Origin of the sequence: Sulfitobacter sp. SK025 (assembly GCF_003352105.1) — a bacterium.
Lineage (GTDB): Bacteria > Pseudomonadota > Alphaproteobacteria > Rhodobacterales > Rhodobacteraceae > Sulfitobacter > Sulfitobacter pontiacus.
This window is the reverse complement of record NZ_CP025808.1, coordinates 56,753-76,558: the sequence shown is the minus strand read 5'-3', so window position 1 is coordinate 76,558 and position 19,806 is coordinate 56,753. Positions and strand designations below refer to the sequence as shown.

At 61.9% G+C, this 19,806-nt stretch carries 17 protein-coding genes; 13 read left to right on the top strand and 4 right to left on the bottom strand.

From position 1 onward, the window contains the following. Positions 1-75: 75 nt before the first annotated feature. Positions 76-435 (bottom strand): hydroxyisourate hydrolase, encoded by a 360-nt coding sequence (uraH, locus tag C1J04_RS00345; RefSeq protein ID WP_005850231.1) that lies wholly within the window; start codon positions 433-435, stop codon positions 76-78. Positions 436-1,038: 603 nt separating this feature from the next. On the opposite strand from uraH, the gene puuE reads away from it, so the two are divergent. The 12 genes from puuE (at position 1,039) to C1J04_RS00285 (ending at position 14,454) form a co-directional block, all read left to right on the top strand. Beyond that, the gene (gene puuE / locus C1J04_RS00340; protein WP_009825458.1) at positions 1,039-2,451 is read left to right on the top strand and encodes an allantoinase PuuE; all 1,413 of its coding nucleotides are present in this window, start codon (positions 1,039-1,041) and stop codon (positions 2,449-2,451) included. Further along, positions 2,448-3,263, top strand: coding sequence for a bifunctional allantoicase/(S)-ureidoglycine aminohydrolase (locus C1J04_RS00335; protein WP_009825457.1), 816 nt, complete (start codon positions 2,448-2,450; stop codon positions 3,261-3,263). Before puuE ends, C1J04_RS00335 begins: the two co-directional genes overlap by 4 nt. Then, positions 3,260-3,751: an ureidoglycolate lyase gene (locus C1J04_RS00330; protein ID WP_009825456.1), complete on the top strand. Its 492-nt coding sequence runs from the start codon at positions 3,260-3,262 to the stop codon at positions 3,749-3,751. Before C1J04_RS00335 ends, C1J04_RS00330 begins: the two co-directional genes overlap by 4 nt. 59 nt (positions 3,752-3,810) lie before the next feature. After that, a complete protein-coding gene (locus C1J04_RS00325; protein WP_005850223.1) occupies positions 3,811-5,253 on the top strand; it encodes a uracil-xanthine permease family protein in 1,443 nt (480 codons plus the stop codon). An 11-nt stretch (positions 5,254-5,264) separates the two neighbouring features. Next, positions 5,265-6,488, top strand: coding sequence for a urate hydroxylase PuuD (locus C1J04_RS00320; RefSeq protein ID WP_005850221.1), 1,224 nt, complete (start codon positions 5,265-5,267; stop codon positions 6,486-6,488). Positions 6,489-6,561: 73 nt separating this feature from the next. Continuing rightward, positions 6,562-8,469: a DNA mismatch repair endonuclease MutL gene (gene mutL, locus C1J04_RS00315; RefSeq protein WP_009825455.1), complete on the top strand. Its 1,908-nt coding sequence runs from the start codon at positions 6,562-6,564 to the stop codon at positions 8,467-8,469. Continuing rightward, positions 8,466-9,707, top strand: a complete 1,242-nt coding sequence (locus tag C1J04_RS00310; RefSeq protein WP_009825454.1) for a DNA recombination protein RmuC — start codon at positions 8,466-8,468, stop codon at positions 9,705-9,707. Before mutL ends, C1J04_RS00310 begins: the two co-directional genes overlap by 4 nt. Positions 9,708-9,850: 143 nt before the next feature. Further along, entirely contained in the window at positions 9,851-11,170 is a 1,320-nt protein-coding gene (locus C1J04_RS00305) for an NAD(P)/FAD-dependent oxidoreductase (RefSeq protein WP_009825453.1), read from the top strand. Then, on the top strand, positions 11,167-11,928 hold the full coding sequence (locus C1J04_RS00300) for a DUF1365 domain-containing protein (RefSeq protein ID WP_009825452.1): 762 nt from the start codon (positions 11,167-11,169) through the stop codon (positions 11,926-11,928). Before C1J04_RS00305 ends, C1J04_RS00300 begins: the two co-directional genes overlap by 4 nt. Then, a complete protein-coding gene (locus tag C1J04_RS00295) occupies positions 11,925-13,166 on the top strand; it encodes an MFS transporter (RefSeq protein WP_009825451.1) in 1,242 nt (413 codons plus the stop codon). Before C1J04_RS00300 ends, C1J04_RS00295 begins: the two co-directional genes overlap by 4 nt. After that, positions 13,163-13,726: a DUF3833 family protein gene (locus C1J04_RS00290; RefSeq protein WP_005850210.1), complete on the top strand. Its 564-nt coding sequence runs from the start codon at positions 13,163-13,165 to the stop codon at positions 13,724-13,726. The genes C1J04_RS00295 and C1J04_RS00290 overlap by 4 nt, the downstream gene beginning before the upstream one ends. Further along, positions 13,723-14,454 carry an SDR family NAD(P)-dependent oxidoreductase gene (locus tag C1J04_RS00285; protein ID WP_009825450.1) on the top strand — a complete coding sequence of 244 codons (732 nt, stop codon included), beginning with the start codon at positions 13,723-13,725 and terminating at the stop codon, positions 14,452-14,454. The genes C1J04_RS00290 and C1J04_RS00285 overlap by 4 nt, the downstream gene beginning before the upstream one ends. Positions 14,455-14,490: 36 nt before the next feature. Here the strand turns inward: C1J04_RS00285 and C1J04_RS00280 are convergent, their stop codons facing one another. From C1J04_RS00280 to C1J04_RS00270, 3 genes are read right to left on the bottom strand one after another with little or no spacing between them, the layout of a single operon-like run. Continuing rightward, complete coding sequence (locus C1J04_RS00280; RefSeq protein ID WP_009825449.1) at positions 14,491-15,546, bottom strand: saccharopine dehydrogenase; 1,056 nt, start codon at positions 15,544-15,546, stop codon at positions 14,491-14,493. Next, the gene (locus tag C1J04_RS00275; protein WP_009825448.1) at positions 15,543-16,163 is read right to left on the bottom strand and encodes a glutathione S-transferase family protein; all 621 of its coding nucleotides are present in this window, start codon (positions 16,161-16,163) and stop codon (positions 15,543-15,545) included. Before C1J04_RS00275 ends, C1J04_RS00280 begins: the two co-directional genes overlap by 4 nt. A 10-nt stretch (positions 16,164-16,173) precedes the next feature. Further along, on the bottom strand, positions 16,174-16,827 hold the full coding sequence (locus C1J04_RS00270) for a histidine phosphatase family protein (RefSeq protein WP_005850200.1): 654 nt from the start codon (positions 16,825-16,827) through the stop codon (positions 16,174-16,176). 210 nt (positions 16,828-17,037) lie between these two features. Here C1J04_RS00270 and fdhF point away from each other — a divergent pair, with 210 nt between their 5' ends. Continuing rightward, complete coding sequence (gene fdhF, locus C1J04_RS00265) at positions 17,038-19,806, top strand: formate dehydrogenase subunit alpha (RefSeq protein ID WP_009825447.1); 2,769 nt, start codon at positions 17,038-17,040, stop codon at positions 19,804-19,806.

Below are 19,806 nucleotides of genomic sequence, written 5' to 3'. Positions count from 1 at the left end.
TCAGACAGGCAATGTGCCACGGGGCAACGGCGCAATGCAAGCATCGCGCCCTCACGTCACATCCGCCAGCGGCGTTCAGCTGCCGCGATAGGTTGAATAGCCGAACGGCGACAGCAAAAGCGGCACGTGATAATGCGCATCCGCATCCGAAATGCCAAAGCGAAGGGGGATCTGGTCCAGGAACCGCGGTGCTTCGGGCTCCGCTCCGATGGCATCAAGATAGGCCCCGGCTTCGAACACCAGCTCGTAGGTGCCAGCCGCAAACTGACCCTTGGGCAAGATCGGCGTGTCGGTGCGACCGTCAGCATTGGTGGTCATCTGCACCAGTTTCATGCGGTTGGCCCCCTCGATCCGGTAAAGCGTGATTTCCAGCCCGCCTGCGGGGCGGCCGCGGGCGGTGTCCAGAACATGCGTCGTCAAATAGCCGTTTGCCATGGGTGGGGTCTTTCCTGATCCGTTGGACCCTTACGATAGGCGGGTGTCGGGCTAGGTCAATGGCGGATTGATGGGCGGCTTTCTGGGCGCGTCCGCGCTGAAAGAGGCGGTGATTCGGGCGATGGCGAAAAATAATTCGCCTACCGAATCGTTTTTGCTTGAGCCGCGAATCATCCTGCGCCTATATGGTACACAACATTCAATCGGAGGTGTTGCCTGCCAGCGACCCATACAATCCGAGTATGTATTCTGGGGGACAGAATTCTTATGATCGGGCAAGTCGCACGTGGTGCGACGATCATTGGGCAGGGGCCGACAGGACTCGTGTTGCATAGCGCAGCAAGAGCGGCCCCTTCCACTCACTTTCCCGCCCGATATGCCCCCCGTATGTGTTTGAGTTTCAGGCCGGCCAGCGCCTTAGAACTTTCGCTATAAGAGAGCAGGGCCACTCGAGCCGATCTGGCAGCCGGCCGACCTTTCGGGAAGGGTTGGCTGGCTGTACATTGCGAAAAATCAGTGCCAGAAAACCGTTGGTTGACTAAAACAACGGCCCGCAGCGCGCGGTTTCCCCGCGCGCGCAGGCGCTGACCAAAGGACGATCCCATGACACGCTACCCTCGTGATTTTCACGGCTACGGCCCCACACCGCCTGATGCACAATGGCCGGGCGGCGCGCGGATCGCGGTGCAATTCGTGCTGAACTATGAAGAAGGCGGCGAGAACTGTCTGCTTCACGGGGATGCCGCGTCAGAGGCCTTCTTGTCCGAGATCGTCGGGGCCGCCCCTTGGCCGGGGCAACGCCACTGGAACATGGAATCCATCTATGACTACGGCGCGCGGGCGGGCTTTTGGCGGTTGCACCGCCTGTTCACGGGTGCCGAAATCCCTGTTACCGTCTATGGCGTCGCCACCGCCTTGGCGCGGTCCCCGCAACAGGTAGAGGCGATGACCCAGGCCGATTGGGAAATCGCAAGCCACGGGCTGAAATGGATCGATTACAAGGACCACACCGCCGAGGTTGAAAGCGCCGATATGGACGAGGCGATCCGCCTGCACCGCGAGGTCGTCGGCACAGCGCCGCGTGGCTGGTACACGGGGCGCAGCTCTGTCAACACGGTCGCGCTGGCGGCAGAGACGGGGGCCTTCGACTATATCTCGGATACATACGACGATGATCTGCCCTATTGGATGCAGGTGGCAGGGCGCGATCAGCTGATTATCCCCTATACTCTTGATTGCAACGATATGCGCTTTGCCACGCCGCAGGGCTTTAATTCGGGCGATCAGTTCTATGCCTATCTGCGCGATACCTTCGATGCGCTTTATGCCGAAGGCAGCGCCGGGCAGGCCAAGATGATGTCGGTCGGGCTGCATTGCCGTCTGATCGGGCGACCCGGACGGATACAGGCGCTGAAACGCTTTATCGACTACATCAAAGGGTTCGAAGGCGTCTGGACGCCGCGCCGCATCGACATCGCTGACCATTGGCGAGTCACCCATCCGCCTCAGCCGCGCCTGCGTCTGGACCAGATGGACCGCGCCAGCTTTGTCGCGAAATTCGGTGGGGTGTTCGAACATTCAGCATGGATCGCCGAACGCGCGTATGACCTTGAACTTGGGCCCGCGCATAACTCTGTCGCGGGGATACATAATGCTTTGGCGCGGATGTTCCGGTCGGCGACGCGGGCGGAACGCTTGGGCGTGCTGACCGCGCACCCCGATCTGGCGGGCAAGCTGGCGGCGGCCAAACGGCTGACGGCTGAAAGCACGCAAGAACAAGCCAGCGCCGGGCTGGACGCCTTGACCGATGCCGAGCGCGCCCGCTTCGAGACGTTGAACAGCCAATACGTCGCGAAACACGGGTTTCCCTTTATCATCGCGGTGAAGGATCACGACAAGGACGGCATCCTGCGCCAGTTCGAGACCCGCATCGCCAACGCAACCGAAGATGAATTTACCACCGCATGTGCACAGGTCGAACGGATCGCACGGCTGCGTTTAGAGGATATGCTATGACCTATGCCTTCCCCCCCGGCGGTCTGCCGGACCAGACTGTCTCTCCTGAAAGCACGGCTGTGTTCACCGACGCCTACGCGGTGATCCCTGCCTCGGTGCAGCGGGACATCGTGACCAGCTTGCTGCCCGGATGGGTAAACACACGCGCGTGGGTACTGGCGCGGCCGCTGAGCGGATTTGCCGAAACCTTCGCACAATACGCGGTAGAGCTTGCCCCCAAGGGGGGCAGCGACACACCCGAGCCGGACGCGCAGGCGCAAGCGGTCTTGTTCGTGGCCACAGGCCGCGCGCGGTTGACGCTGGACGGGCAGGGGTATGATCTTGTGGCAGGGTCTTACGCCTATATTCCCCCTGCGGCCAAATGGACGCTTTGGAACACCGGCGATACGCCTTGCGGCTTGCACTGGGTGCGCAAGCGCTATGTGCCCGTGGGCGGCTTGGACGCGCCGGAGGCATTCGTGACCCATGACGACGAAGTCGCGCCGATTGCCATGCCCGATACCGATGGCGCTTGGGCGACCCAGCGTTTTGCGGACCCAGGCGATCTGCGCCACGACATGCACGTCAATATCGTGACCTTCCAACCGGGCGGGCGCATCCCTTTCGCAGAGACCCATGTGATGGAACACGGGCTATACGTCATTCAGGGCACGGCGGATTATTTGCTGAACCGCGACTGGGTGCCGGTTGAAGCGGGTGATTTCATGTGGCTGCGCGCTTTTTGTCCGCAGGCCTGTATCGCAACGGGGCAAGAACCCTTCCGCTATCTGCTGTATAAGGATGTGAACCGCCACATGCCGCTGTCGCTATGAGCCCGCGCGAGATCACCATTCAGCCCCTGACCGCAGATGCCTTCGCCCCCTTCGGAGAAGTGCTGGACGCGTCGGGCGCGCCGGACCGGATCATCAACGCGGGGCTGTGTGGGCGGCACCATGATCTGGCAAAGCTGGATTTCGGGCCCGACGGTCGCGCGGGCATCAGCATCTTTAACGCGCAGGCCCGTCGTCTGCCGTACCAGTTGGACCTGCTTGAACGGCACCCCGAAGGGTCGCAAGCCTTCCTGCCGCTGACAGGCGCGCCGTTTCTTGTGATCGTGGCTCCCGACGAGGGCGATACCCCCGGCACACCGCTGGCGTTCTTGACGGCACCGCATCAGGGCGTGAACTTTCACCGCGGGACATGGCACGGCGTGCTTACCCCTTTGGCAGAGCCCGGGCTTTTCGCCGTGGTGGACCGCATCGGCACCAGCCCCAACCTTGACGAATACCCGCTGGACCCGCCTTATGTGATCAAGGGGTAAACCCCGCAGATAATCGGACCGCACAAATAGCGGCCAGTGATCAACAAGGGACATTTGATATGACACGCCACGCCATCGGCACGCCGGAACAACTGCGCGACCCCAATTACATGCCGCCGCTGTATCGCGCTATTCCTCTGGGGGTTCAGCACGTGCTGGCGATGTTCGTGTCCAATGTCACCCCCGCCATCATCATCGCGGGCGCGGCGGGCTTTGGGTTCGGGTCGAACTCGCCCGACTTTCCCGAACTGCTGTACCTGATCCAGATGTCGATGCTGTTTGCCGGTGTCGCGACGCTGCTGCAAACGCTGACGCTGGGGCCTGTCGGGGCAGGGCTGCCGATTGTGCAGGGCACGTCTTTCGCGTTCATCCCCATCATGATCCCTCTGGTGGCGGGCAAGGGTGTGGACGGGCTTGCCGCGCTGTTCGGAGGCGTTGTGATCGGCGGTATGTTCCACGCCTTTCTGGGGCTGTTCATCGGCAAGATCCGATTTGCGCTGCCGCCGCTTGTCACGGGGCTGGTGGTCACGATGATCGGTCTGGCGCTGGTCAAGGTGGGGATCCAATATGCGGCCGGTGGTGTGCCCGCGATTGGCACGCCCGCCTATGGCAGCCTGCTGAACTGGTCGGCCGCGCTGGTGGTGATCTTTGTCACATTGGGGATCAAGTTTTTCACCCGCGGGATGCTGTCGATCTCGGCTGTGCTGATCGGCTTGATCGTGGGGTATATCTATGCGCTGGCCGTGGGGATGCTCAGCTTTGGCGACATCAGCGGGTCGTGGTCACGCTCTGCCGCCTTCGCGCTGCCCAATCCGCTGAAATACGGGTTCGAGTTTTCGGCAGCGGCGATCATCGGCTTTTGTCTGATGGCGTTTATCTCGGCGATTGAAACCGTGGGTGATGTCGCCGGGATCACAAAGGGCGGTGCGGGCCGCGAAGCGACCGACCGCGAAATCCAGGGCGCGACTTATGCCGACGGGATCGGGTCCGCCGTCGCCGGTCTTTTTGGGGGGCTGCCCAACACATCCTTCAGCCAGAACGTCGGCCTGATCGCCATGACAGGCGTGATGAGCCGCCACGTCGTCACCGTCGGTGCGCTGTTCCTGATCCTCTGCGGGCTGGTCCCCAAGGTCGGCGGCGTGATCCGCACCATCCCGATCGAGGTTTTGGGCGGCGGGGTTATCGTGATGTTCGGCATGGTCGTGGCCGCTGGCATGTCGATGTTGTCCGACGTGGACTGGAACCGCCGCAATATGGTGATCTTTGCCATCTCGATCTCGATCGGTCTGGGGCTTCAGCTGGAACCCGGCGCGGTGCAACACCTGCCCGACACGGCCAAGATCCTGCTGACCAGCGGTCTGCTACCCGCGGCCCTGATTGCTATTGTACTGAACCTGCTTCTGCCCGAAGAACTGGCAGAGGAATCAACCGAGGAAGTCTCGGGCGGGTTGTCAGGCAGTTCTAAGGGTAAACTGCCGCATACACCCAAGACGCTACACTAAGGAGCCACCCCATGTACGATATGGCCGCCATTGGCGCTTGGATCGAGTTTGCCGTTCGCTGGGTGCATGTCATCACGGCCATCGCGTGGATCGGGTCGTCGTTCTACTTTATCGCGCTGGATCTGGGCCTGCACCGCGACCGCAACCTCAAAACCGGCGCGGACGGAGAAGAATGGCAGGTCCACGGCGGCGGGTTCTATCACGTGCAAAAATATCTGGTGGCCCCCGCGCAGATGCCCGACGATCTGATCTGGTTCAAATGGGAAAGCTATTCGACGTGGCTTTCCGGCTTTGCCTTGCTGATCCTGGTCTACTACCTCGGGGCGGAATTCTATCTTGTCGATCCCACTGTCGCAGAACTGGCGAACTGGCAGGCCGTGGGGATTTCCCTGTTGTCGCTTGGCTTTGGTTGGCTGGTCTACGACCAGATCTGCAAAAGCAAATTCGGCGATAACAACACAAGGCTGATGATCGGCCTCTATGTGATCCTTGTGGGGATGGCCTATTTCTATACCTCGGTCTTTTCGGGGCGTGCAGCGTTGCTGCATCTGGGCGCGTTCACCGCGACGATCATGTCGGCGAACGTGTTCTTCATTATCATGCCGAACCAGCGGATCGTGGTGGCCGACCTCAAGGCGGGGCGGGTGCCGGATGCGAAATACGGCAAGATCGCCAAACAGCGCAGCACACATAATAACTATCTGACCTTGCCGGTCATCTTCCTGATGCTCAGCAACCACTACCCGCTGGCCTTCGCGTCGGAAATGAACTGGCTGATTGCGGCATTGGTGTTTCTGATGGGGGTCACGATCCGCCATTACTTCAACAGCCTGCATGCGCGTCAGGGCAATCCGACATGGACATGGGCGGTCACCGCGCTGTTGTTCGTCACGATCATGTGGCTGTCGACCGCGCCGATGTTCCGCAGCGTCGAGCCGGAAGAGGCCACCGGCCCCGCACTGCGCTTTGCCCAGGCCGAAGGGTTTGACCGGGTGCATGATATCGTGCGCGGTCGGTGCAGCATGTGTCATGCGGCAGAACCCGCGTGGGACGGGCTGCTTTGGCCGCCGAAATCCATCCGGCTTGAGACAGAACATCAGATCGCCAGCGCGGCCAAACAGATCTATTTGCAAGCGGGTGTGACAGATGCGATGCCCCCCGCCAACTTAAGCCATATGCAGGCCAGCGAACGCGCCGAGATCGTCGCCTGGTTCAATGCAGCCACACAGGATTAACCTCGCCGACGAGCGTTAACCATCCGTATTCGCGGCTTTCAGAATCGCGCGTCTCTATGCTAGGTCTAGCCGCATGGCGCATCCAAACCCCAATATAAGCGAAAATCGCCCGGTGATCCGGCAGCTCGACGACTCGGCAATTAACCGTATCGCCGCCGGAGAGGTCGTTGAACGCCCTGCCTCTGCGGTCAAGGAGCTGGTCGAGAACGCAATTGATGCAGGCGCGCGGCAAATCACGGTGGAGTATGCCGATGGTGGCAAGACGCTGATCCGCGTCACCGACGACGGCTGCGGCATCGCCGCGGACGATCTGACGCTGGCGCTGTCCCGGCACGCGACCTCGAAGATCGACGGGACGGACCTGCTGAACATCCACACCTTCGGTTTTCGCGGCGAGGCGCTGCCCTCGCTCGGGGCTGTCGGGCGGCTGACCATTTGCAGCCGTGTTGCCGGACAGGACGGGGCCGAGATTTCAGTCAACGGCGGCGTGGCCGGCCCTGTGCGCCCTGCTGCGCTGAATGGTGGTACCGTCGTCACCCTGCGCGATCTCTTCTTTGCCACGCCCGCACGGTTGAAGTTCCTGCGCACCGATCGCGCCGAGGCGCAGGCGATCTCTGACATCATCAAGCGGCTGGCGATGGCGGAACCCTTCGTGCGTTTCACCCTGCGCGATGTGTCCGGCGACGGACCGGGCCGCGAGGTGTTTCGCGCCGAGGCCGAACAGGGCGATATGTTCGCCGCACTGCACGGGCGTTTGGCGCAAGTGCTAGGGCGCGAGTTTGCTGAAAACGCGCTGGCCATCGATGCCGAACGCGAAGGGCTGCACCTGACGGGCTACGCGGCCCTGCCGACCTATTCGCGCGGCTCTGCCGTGACGCAATACCTGTTTGTGAACGGGCGTCCCGTCCGTGACAAGCTGCTGGTGGGGGCGTTGCGCGGGGCCTATTTCGACCTGCTGAGCCGTGACCGCCATCCCGCCGCCGCATTGTTCGTCGATTGCGATCCCAAGCTTGTGGATGTGAACGTCCACCCCGCCAAATCCGAAGTGCGCTTTCGCGATCCCGGACTGGCACGCGGGTTAATCGTATCGGCGCTGCGCCATGCGCTGGCGGATGCGGGGCACCGTGCCTCGACCACCGTGGCGAATGCGACGTTGGGGGCGATGCGCCCCGAACAGCCCGGTGCGCGGGTGTATCAGATGGACCGCCCCTCGCTTGGTGCGCGCAGCGCTGCCTATCAGGCGCAAGCGCCCGAACCCGGCTTTGCCGAAACCGCCGGCATGTGGGGCCGTGTTGAAACGCCCCCCCAGTACGAGGCTGGCGGCGCTGACGTCCAGACCCACGACACTCAGACCCACGACGCACACGATGCACACACTCCCGCCGCCGAACCCGCGCCGGACTTCCCCCTTGGGACCGCGCGGGCGCAGGTGCACGAGAATTACATCATCGCACAGACGGCGACGGGCATGGTCATCGTGGACCAGCACGCGGCGCATGAACGACTAGTCTATGAAAAGCTGAAACGCCAGATGGCCGAAAACGGTGTCGCGGCGCAGGCCTTGCTGATCCCCGAGATCGTGGATCTGTCAGCGTCGGACTGCGCGCGGCTGCTTGAGGTCGCGGATGACCTCGCGCGGTTTGGACTGGGGATCGAACCCTTTGGCGGCAGTGCCATTGCCGTGCGCGAAACGCCCGCGATCCTTGGCACGGTGGACGCCAAGGCGATGGTGCTGGATATCCTTGATGAGCTCGCGGATCAGAACGAAAGCAACACGTTACAGGCCCGGATCGAGGCGATCCTCAGCCGTGTGGCATGTCACGGTTCCATCCGCTCGGGCCGCTGGATGCGGGGCGAGGAAATGAACGCGCTGCTGCGCGAGATGGAGGCGACGCCCCATTCCGGCCAGTGCAACCACGGCCGCCCCACCTATGTCGAGCTGAAGTTGAGCGATATCGAACGTCTGTTCGGGCGCACATGATCCAGCTTGGAGGTGAAACCTACGCGCTGACAGACCCTGCCATGCTGCTGCTGATTGGCGGCGGGGGCGTGGTCTTGCTCGTGCTGATCCTGCTGGTGATGGCGGTGCGTGCGGCGGGGCGGTCGGCGCGGGTCGCGGCCCCGCTGGCGCGACAGATGCAGATACTGGGCGGCCATGTGCAACAGCTTGGCATGGGGCAGGAACAGCTGCGCGGCGGCTTGCAAACCGTGTCGGATACCCAAGCCAATGCACAGGCCCAGATGGTGCAAAGCATCGAGGCCCGCATGGCCCATGTGCAGCAACAAATGCAGGACCGGCTGGCCGAGAATGCGGCCCGCTCTGCCCGGTCCTTGGCAGAGATGCAGGAACGCATGAGCGCGACACTTCACGGTTCCAGCAAGCAGACAACGACCAGCCTGACCCAGCTACAGGAACGGCTGGCCGCGATCGACAAGGCGCAGGACAATATCACCAAACTGTCGGGCGACGTGTTGTCGCTGCAGGATATCCTGAGCAACAAACAGACTCGTGGCGCATTCGGTGAAATCCAGTTGCACGATATCGTCTCTAAGGCGCTGCCAAGTGACAGCTATACGATGCAGGCGACGCTTTCCAACGGTAGGCGCGCGGATTGTCTGATCCACCTGCCGAACCCGCCCGGCCCGATCGTGATCGACAGTAAATTCCCACTTGAAGCCTACGAAGCCCTGCGCCGTGCCAAGACGGACTACGAGGTCAAGGATGCCGCCCGCGCCATGCGGGTTGCGGTCAAATCACACATCCAGGCGATCACCACGAAATATATCATCGAGGGCGAGACCGCGGATGGCGCGCTGATGTTCCTGCCCTCGGAAGCCGTCTATGCCGAGCTGCATGCGAACTTCCCTGAACTCGTCCGCGAAGGCTTTGATGCGCGGGTCTGGATCGTATCCCCGACCACCTGCATGGCAACGCTGAATACGATGCGCGCGATCCTCAAGGATGCGCGGATGCGGGAACAGGCAGGGGCTATCCGCAAAACGCTCAAGATGCTGCACCGCGATGTCGAGATCGTGGTCGAACGTGTTGGCAAGCTGAACACCCATTTCGGGCAGGCCCGCGCTGATCTTGAAGGTTTGGGCACGGCTGCTGAACGCGCGGGTAAACGCGCGGCAAAACTGGATAATTTCGATTTCGAAGAACTGTCAGAGCAGGATAAACGCGTTGTACCGCTTTCGCGCCCTGACAAACGGCCCTGACGGGCTATCTAAGCGAGGAGCCACGACAAGGGTGTCACAAAAAGTCGTAGTTAGTGTCTGATTAACTGCAACTCCTGTACCGTCCAGCCCGTGTATCCCCGAAACTGCCGATACAAATCTGACAGACTGGAAATTCTCGCCTTATGCCATTTGAAGCCATCGACCCGCCACAGAATACCTCTTTGGCAGGCCACCGAAAGATTGCCGTCATCGGCGCGGGTATTTCCGGCATGGGGGCGGCGCATATGCTGGGCGACGACCATCAGGTGACCTTGTTCGAAAGCTGCCCCCGTCTGGGGGGGCACGCGCGCACGAAGATGGCGGGCAAGAACGGCGACCAGCCTGTAGATACGGGCTTTATCGTGTTCAACTACGCCAATTATCCCAACCTCGCCGCGCTGTTCAAAGAGCTCGACGTGCCGGTGGTCAAATCCAACATGAGCTTCGGGGCCTCCATCGATGGGGGGCGGTTGGAATACGGGCTGATGACGCTGGATTCGATCTTCGCGCAGCGACGCAATGCGCTGAATCCGAAATTCCTGCGTATGTTGACCGATATCGTGCGGTTCAACAGCACGGCGACCAAGCTGGCGCAAGACCGTACGCTGACCATCGCGGGGTTCTTGGACAAGCTGGGCGCGGGTGAATATTTTCGCAAATACTACCTGACGCCGCTGTCGGGCGCGATCTGGTCGACGCCGGTGGACAAGATCATGGATTTCCCCGCCTATTCCATGATCGACTTCTTCGAGAACCACGCCTTGCTGAGCCACACAGGCCAGCACCAGTGGTATACGGTTAAGGGCGGGTCGCAGGAATATGTGAACCGTCTGGGGGCATCGCTGACAGCCAAGGGCGTCGACATTCGCCTTGGCACGCCGGTGCAATCCGTCCGCCGCACGCCCTTGGGCGCAGAGGTGAAAACCCATGGCGCGGAATGGGAAGCGTTTGACGAGGTCGTCTTTGCGAGCCATTCGGATGACACGCTTGCCCTTCTGGCCGACCCAAGCGCGGCAGAGCGTGCGGCCTTGGGCGCGGTGAAATACCAGCCTAACGACGTGGTGCTACATGCCGATGCCTCTGTTATGCCCAAGCTGCGCAAGACCTGGGCCTCGTGGATCTATGCCGAGGATAAGGGGCAGAAGTCCGACCGGATCGACCTGACCTACTGGATGAACTCGCTGCAACCGATCCCGATGGACGACCCGCATTTTGTGACGCTCAATACCAAGCGCCCGATCCGCGAAGAGCTGATCTATGATCAGGTCACCCTGCGCCATCCGGTCTATGATCTGGGCGCGCTGGCCGCACAAGAGCAGGTGCGCGCCTTCAACGGCACGCAGAATACTTGGTTCTGCGGCGCTTGGATGAAGCATGGCTTCCACGAGGACGGGCTCTCTAGCGCTGTTGAGGTGGTGCAGGGGCTGCGGGCCAAGGCGAAGGTGGCACTGGCCGCAGAATGAGCGCCAGCGTCGATCATATCCGTGGTGTGACCTATCATGGGCGCAAGGGGGCGGTCGAAAACAGCTTTCGCTATTCGGTCGATTACGTGGTTCTGGATGCAGAGGCATCGCTGCAAACACCAGCGTTGTTCGGGCGCAACCGCGGGGCCGTGACATCGCTGTGGGACGAAGACCACGGCGGAGCCAAAGGCGCGGGTCGCGGGGCCGCGTGGGTGCGCGATGTTCTGGCACAGCACGAAGTCACGGGCGTCGCGCGGATAGAGCTGATGGCGCAACCGCGCGTGTTGGGGCATGTGTTCAACCCTGTCAGCTTTTGGCTGTGCCACCGCGCGGACGAGGCGCTGATCGCCGTGATATCAGAGGTATCGAATACCTTCGGTGACCGGCACAGCTATCTATGCCACCACGATGACCTGCGCCCGATCACGGCCACAGATCATCTGCACGCGACCAAGATTTTCCACGTATCGCCATTTCAGCCGGTCGAAGGGGGATACAGTTTTCGCTTTGATATCCGCGCCGACCGTATTGGTGTCTGGATCGATTATACCCAGTCGGAAGGAGGTTTGATCGCCACCCTGACGGGCCGTCGTGGCCCTCTCACGAACCGGGCAATCCTGTGGTCGCTGCTGCGGCGTCCCTTCGGGGCGCGGCGGGTGTTGGCCTTGATCCACTGGCAAGCACTAAAGTTGTGGTGGAAAGGCGGCGGCTATCGCCCGCGTCCTGAACCGCCGGTGAAAGACGTGTCGGGCACGTGACCCGTTCGGCACATCAACTGCCTGCCTACGCGCTGTTTGCGTCGCTTCTGGCGGCGGCGGGGCTGCCGATTTATATTCACGCGCCCAAGTTCTTTGTTGATGAATACGGGGTGTCGCTGGGGGCTTTGGGCACGGTGCTTTTTGCGCTGCGCCTGTTGGATGTGGTGCAGGACCCGTTGCTGGGCCGGCTATCGCAAGCCTTGCGTCACAGGCGTGGCACGGCGGTCGCCGTCGGTGTCGCCCTGATGGCTGTATCGATGTTTGCCCTGTTTGCAGTGCCGCCCTTGCTGCCGCCGCTGATGTGGTTCGCGCTGACACTGACGGGGGTGTTTTCGGCGTTCAGCTTTCTGACGATCTGCTTTTATGCGCAAGGGGTCGCCAAAGCCGCGCAACTGCCCGGGCGCGGGCATCTGGTGCTGGCGCGCTGGCGCGAGACGGGGGCGTTGCTAGGCGTCTGCGCGGCCTCGGTACTGCCTGTGATGCTGGGGCTGGTGATGGGGGCCCCGTTTACAGGGTTTGCCATCGGTTTTGCCGCGCTTGGACTGGGCAGCGTTTTTGCCATGCGGGGCGAATGGCGCGGCGCGGATATCGCGGGTCCGACGGGGATCGCCGTGGTGTTGCGCGATCCGATTGCCCGTCGGTTGCTGCTGATCGCGCTGTTCAATGCGGCCCCTGTCGCGGTCACATCTACGTTATTTCTGTTCTACGTCGAAAGCGTGCTGCGTGCTCCGGGGTGGGCGGGGGCGCTGCTGTTGCTCTTCTTTCTTTCGGCTGCTGTGGCCGCCCCGCTATGGGGCAAGCTGGCAGAGCGTTTCAGCCCCAAACCCGTCCTGCTGTCCGCAATGGGCTTGGCGATCCTTGTGTTTGCAGGGACTTTGCTGCTGGGGGCGGGGGATGTGGCGTGGTTCGTGCTGGTCTGCATCGCCTCTGGCGCGGTGCTGGGGGCCGACCTGACACTGCTGCCCGCGATGTTCTCCGCGCGGATGGCGGTGGTCGCCCCTCAGGCCGCCGAGGGGTTCGGGCTGTGGTCGCTGGTGTCGAAATTCGCCCTTGCCTTCGCGGCGATTACGCTACTTCCCACCCTGCAGGCGTCCGGCTTTGACAGCGGTACGACGGGCAATGGACCGGTGGCAATCTCGACGCTCATATGGCTCTATGCGGGCGTGCCTTGCGGGCTCAAGTTGTTGGCCATTGGCTTTCTGGCCGCCACGCCGATGCAAAAGGATGATGAAGAATGATGGACATGTTGCAGTTTGCTCTGGGGGCCGCAGTGGTGGCCGCAATCTGGCTGGCGCGGCGGCGGATCACCGATTTCCCTGCGCAAAAGCCGTCGGATTATGCGGATGACTACACCGTATTTGACATGAGGAAACATCTGGACGGGGCGATGGTCTGCGAAGGCGTCATCTTTGGCCCCGCGGGCCGGGTCACCAGCAGTTTCGTGGCAGATTTCAACGTAACATGGGACGGCGACACCGCACGTATCGACGAACATTTCGTCTATGACGACAACACGACCCAAGACCGCACATGGACGATCACATTGGGCGAGACGGGGCATTTCACCGCCACCGCCCCGGACGTCAAAGGCACGGCCAAGGGCCGCAACGTCGGTGCGACGGTGCAGTCGAAATACACCATCAGGCTGCCCGATGACGTCGGCGGGCACCTGCTGAATACCGTGGACTGGATGTATCTGACCGGCGATGGCACGATCATCAACCGCAGTCAGTTCCGAAAATTTGGGGTGAAGGTGGCCGAATTGGTCGCCACCATCCGCAGAAAGGACGCAGCATGACCGAGTGGACAGGAAAACGCTATTGGCTGATCGGGGCGAGCGCCGGACTGGGCGAAGCACTGGCACATAAGCTGGGCCGACTGGGGGCCGAGGTCATCGTCTCTGCCCGGTCTGAAGACAAGCTGGCGGCGCTGGTCGATGAACTGCCCGTTTCGGCAAGCTACCAGACCATCGACGTGCAGGATATCGACAGCATTCGCGCCGCGGTCAAAGCCGTCGGGCCGGTGGATGGCGTTGTCTATCTGGCGGGGGCCTATTGGCCCTTTGGTGCCAAGGAGTGGGAGCCGGAGCATGCGACCGCGATGATCGATGTGAACCTTACCGGGCTGGTGCGCGTGATGGGCGAAGTGGTGCCTGATATGGTCAAGCGCGACGCGGGCCACATCGTGATCACCTCTAGCCTCACGGCCTATCGCGGGCTGCCAAAGTCTATCGGCTATACGGCGTCCAAGGCGGGCACCTTGTCCTTGGCGGAATGTATGCACGCCGACCTGCGCAAGACCGGCGTGAAAGTTCAGGTGATCAATCCTGGTTTCATCCGCACGCAGCTGACCGACAAGAACGACTTCAAGATGCCCTTTTTGATGGAGCCCGAGGCCGCCGCGCAGCAAGTGGTCGAGCATATGAGCGGCAGCAGCTTTAAGAAAAGCTTCCCCTTCGGGTTCTCGCTTTTCTTCCGGCTGGCGCAGTTCCTGCCCGACGGCATCTACTACCGTCTATTCGGGTGACCGGATCGGGCGCGTGATCCGCCCGATCTGATCGCGTCACACGGCGGCGCTGTGTTCTTCGAACAGCGCACGAGCCCGCGCCCAGACGGGCGAGGTATCTTCCGCCAGTGCCGAGAGCGTCGGCAGCAGCTGCGCGGCGTAGTCTTCAGAGCTTTCCAGCGGCAGCATTGACGGCAGGTTGTCAATCGCGGTGACATCCAAAGGTGGGGTGTCATGCACGCGTAACGCGGGCTCTTCCCATGTGGTCGCGCGGTCATAGACCGGCACGGGGTTGAAGTCGCTGTCGGGATCGCAGGCGATATCGCCGATCACCCGCAGCGCGCGATCCCTGTCCAGCGCGCTTTTGGGCACGAAAACCGGTGTCTGCGGTCCCGCCAGAATGCAGTTGAAAAACAGCACATGCTGCAAAATCTCGGGGAAGGGGCCGCCGTGGGAAGTCTCCTTCATATCCCATCCGGTGACTTTGATCCCCAGACGGCCGCAAAGATCGGCGGCACCGCTGCCCACTCGACCAAGTGCGCCGATGACCAGCGCGTCGGGCGTGCCAAGCCCGTCGATCTCTGCCGCGAGGTCGCGGGTCAGCGCATCGGCGTTGGGGTAGGGGGTGATGGGGGCGACAGCTTGCCCACGGGTCTGCACGGCCCAGCATTTGACGGCCACCGCCGCCCCCGCGAACCCCGCCCAATAGCCAAAGGCGGCGACGCGCCGGCCGGTCTCGTCGGTCAGATACTCAAGGTCCAGCAAGGTGCCGCCGCCCGCCTTGAAACGTTGTAGCAGGATACGCCCCGCCGATTGGCCTTTGTAGGCGTGACCGAACATGATGTGCCGGTGCACCAGCGGTGTGCCGTCCTCTGGCAGTTCCTTCAGGCCAAAGATGATCGCATCGGCAGGCGCGTCGGGCCAGCTGTTCTGTGGCGCGATGGTGCAGCCCGTGGCCGCATAGGCATCGGTCGCGATCACGCGGCTGTCCGAGGCTTCGACGGTGACGCGAAACCCCTGTTCCATCAACGCGGTAACCCCTTCGGGTGTGATACCGACGCGGGTTTCATTGTCGCGCTGTTCGGCGCGAACCCATAGATGTGGCGCGGTCATAGCATCCCCTTGTCTTTCACCGCTGCCACGCTGGCGCGGGCGGTCATCTGTTGCATGAATGTCGTGATCTTGGGGTAGGCCGCCGTATCCACGCCGTCGCCATCAAGCCAGTTGCACACGACGAACAGATAGGGATCGGCAAGGCTGAAATCCTCGCCCAACACATAGGGCCCACGCAGGATATCGCTTTCGACAAAATCGGCACAGGCGGCCATGGTTTCGGGCACCTGAGCCGTCATATCCTCGAAGCTGGATTGTTGTTTGGCCCAACGCGATCCGCGCATCTTGTGGGCATGGGCGACATGCATGGTCGAGGCGAGGTAGTACATCGCGCTGCGCATCTGTGCGGCGGCGGTCGGGTCCGTGGGGACCAGCCCGGCTTTGGGCGCAATGGCAGCGACATAGTCCAGCAGCGCACCGGTTTCGGTCAGTATCGTATCATCCTCAAGCCGCAGCGCAGGCACGCGCCCCTTGGGGTTGATCGCCAGATAGTCGGGTTTCGTCTGCTCTGCCGTGGCGAAATCGACGCGCACCGGCTGATAGGGCAGGGCGGCTTCTTCGATGGCAATCGCCACCGCGACAGAGATGGTTCCGGGCGTAAAATATAGCGTAAGCATCGTTTGCCTTTCAGATATGGGTCTGCGCGACACGGCGTGCGGGGGTATCCAGATGGGGCACCGCGTTGAACAGCACCGGCGACCAGTGGCCGCCAATGGGGAACAGCCGGTGCATCGACGTGTGCATGATCGCCAGCGCGATGCGCGACATGGCCGGAATGCCCAGCCCCATCGCCTGCGCCATCACCATCGAGATTAGCCCCCCAGAGGTCACGACCAGCGCCGGCCCGTCCCCGTCCGAGATCTCTGATAGCACAGATTTGATGCGCCCTTCGAAATTGGCGTAGCTCTCGGGCGGGTTTTCGAGCCTGTCGCTTTTCCACGTCTCGAACACCAGCGGCAGGTGGTTGGTGAACCCGCCCTGTTCCGTGGGGAAAGGGATGCCGTGCTGCTGCTCCATCATGGTGGCGAGGGTGAAATACTCAAGCTCGTTCAGCCGCGCGTCGCGTATCGGTTCAAGCCCGGTGTTCATCCCCTCTGCCGTCTCGATATGGCGGCGCAGCGTGCCGGTATAGAGCCGCGTGTGGTGAGTTTCGGACTGGCGCAGGTGGTCGCCCAGCCACGCGGCCTGTTCGTGGCCAAGCGGGCTTAGCTTGTCATAGCTGATTTCGTCCTTGGCCTGGGAATTTGCCTGACCGTGACGGATGAGGGTAATGTGGGACATAGCGCGCCTTTTTCTGTTGCGCCATTGATAGGCAAGCCATGCGCGGGTGGAAAGCCTGCCTGCCGCTCGCATGTCGATTTTTTGCAAGCGGCCCCCCGTGTCGCGTATCGGAAACGCCGGTGGCGCAAAAACGGGGCAGGGTGTCGGGAATATGACTGCCGTCGCATGCGTGCCCTGCCTATACTGCGGGGCGGTACAGGAGGGTTCCCCATGGCGGATAAGGTAAAATTCACGCTCGACGGCGAAGAGGTTGAGGCCGACACCGGGCTGACCATCTGGGAGATCGCCAATGGGCGCGGTCTGAAAATCCCGCATCTGTGTTTCACGCCGGAGCCGGGGTATCGCCCCGATGGCAACTGCCGTGCCTGTATGGTCGAGATCGAAGGCGAACGCGTGCTGGCCGCCTCCTGCCTGCGCGAACCGAGCGACGGTATGGTCGTCACCACCAACAACGCGCGCGCCGAAAATGCCCGCAAGATGGTGATGGAATTGCTGGTCACCGATCAGCCCGCCCCCGAAGTCGCCCACGATAAATCCAGCCACCTGTGGGACATGGCCGCAATGGAAGGTATCTCGGAAAGCCGCTTCCCCAAGCTGGAAGAGGGGCGCATCCCGTTGCTCGACGACAGCCATGTGGCGATGCGTGTGAACCTTGATGCCTGTATCCAGTGCAATCTGTGTGTGCGCGCCTGCCGCGAGGTGCAGGTCAATGATGTGATCGGGATGGCCGGTCGCGGGCATGACAGCTATCCGGTGTTCGACATGGCCGACCCGATGGGCGCGTCCTCTTGTGTGGCGTGCGGTGAATGTGTGCAGGCCTGCCCCACGGGGGCGCTGATGCCCGCCACGGTGGTCGATGATGCGCAGGTGGGCGACAGCGCCGATTTTGATAGCGAGGTCGACAGCATTTGCCCGTTCTGCGGTGTGGGCTGTCAGGTGTCGCTGAAGGTGAAAGACGGCAAGATCAAATACGTCGAGGGCATCAACGGTCCCGCGAACGAAGGGCGGCTTTGCGTCAAGGGGCGCTTTGGTTTTGACTATATCCACCATCCCCATCGTCTGACCAAACCGCTGATCCGCCGCGACGACGCCCCTGCCAAGGGGTTGAATGTCGATCCCGGAAATTGGCAAACCCACTTCCGCGAAGCCACCTGGAACGAAGCGCTGGAGTTTGCTGCGCAGGGCATGAAAAAGATCGGCGGCACCGGTGTTGCGGGCTTTGGGTCGGCTAAATGCACGAACGAGGAAGCCTATCTTTTCCAAAAGATCATCCGGCAGGGATTTGGCCACAACAACGTCGATCACTGCACGCGGCTGTGTCATGCCTCGTCGGTGGCGGCGCTGATGGAGAATGTCGGTTCGGGTGCCGTCACCGCGACCTTCAACCAGATCGAAAACGCCGATGTTGCGATTGTGATCGGCGCGAACCCGACCGAAAACCACCCCGTCGCGGCGAGCTTCTTCAAGCAGTTCGCCAAGCGCGGCGGCAAGCTGATCGTGATGGACCCGCGCGGCCAAGCGCTGAAGCGGCACGCGTCGCATATGCTGCAATTCCGCCCCGGCACCGATGTGTCGATGCTGAACGCGATCATGCATGTGATCGTCGAGGAAAAGCTCTACGACCAGCAGTATATCGAAGCCTACACCGAAAACTGGGAGATCGAGAAAGCCCATCTGAAAACCTTCACCCCTGAAAAGATGTCCAAGATCTGCGGCATCGACGCGGAGGTGCTGCGCGATGTGGCGCGGACCTTTGCGGGGGCGAATGCGGCGATGATTTTCTGGGGGATGGGCATTTCGCAGCACATCCACGGCACCGATAATTCGCGCTGCCTGATCTCGCTTGCGCTGATGACGGGGCAGATCGGGCGGCCCGGCGCGGGGCTGCATCCGTTGCGGGGGCAGAACAACGTGCAGGGCGCGTCTGACGCGGGGCTGATCCCGATGTTCCTACCCGATTACCAGCCGGTGTCCGATGATGGCGTCCGCTCTGCCTTTACCGAAGTGTGGCAAAGCAGCGATTTCAGCGACAAGAAGGGCCTCACCGTGACCGAGATTATGGACGCGGTGCATGACGGGGATATTCGCAGCCTCTATGTGCTGGGTGAAAACCCGGCGATGTCTGACCCCGATGTGGAGCACGCCCGCGATGCGCTGGCCAAGCTCGATCATCTGGTGGTGCAGGATATCTTCCTGACCGAGACCGCGAATTTTGCCGATGTGATCCTGCCCGCCAGCGCCTTTGCCGAGAAATCCGGCACGGTGACCAATACCAACCGACAGGTGCAGATGGGCCGCCCCGCGGTGCCGCCGCCCGGTGATGCGAAAGAGGATTGGTGGATCGAGGTGGAACTGGCCAAACGTCTGGGGCTGGGCTGGACCTATACCGACCCGAGCGAGGTCTTCGCCGAGATGAAGCTGAATATGTCGTCGCTCAATAACATCACTTGGGACCGGTTAGAGACCGAAGGGGCGGTGACCTACCCATCCACCAGCCCCACCGATCCGGGGCAGGCGATTGTCTTTGCCGATGGCTTTCCGCGACAGGACGGACGCGCACGGTTTACCCCCGCCAGCATCATCGCACCCGATGACGCGCCGGATGAAGACTATCCGATGATCCTGACCACGGGCCGGCAGCTTGAACATTGGCACACGGGGTCGATGACGCGGCGGTCCTATGTGCTTGATGGGCTGGAGCCCGAGGCGAACTGTTCGCTCCACCCGTCTACCTTACGCAAGTTGGGGGTAGAGCCGGGGGCCTATATCCGGCTCACGACCAAGCGCGGGTCGATCGAACTGATGGCGCGCGAAGACCGCGCCGTGTCGCCCGATATGGTGTTCCTGCCCTTTGCCTATGTCGAAGCGGCGGCAAATATCCTGACAAATCCAGCGGTTGACCCTTATGGTAAAATCCCCGAGTTTAAATTCTCGGCCGTGAAAGTAGAGGCCGCAACAGCCCCCCAACCCGCGGAGTAA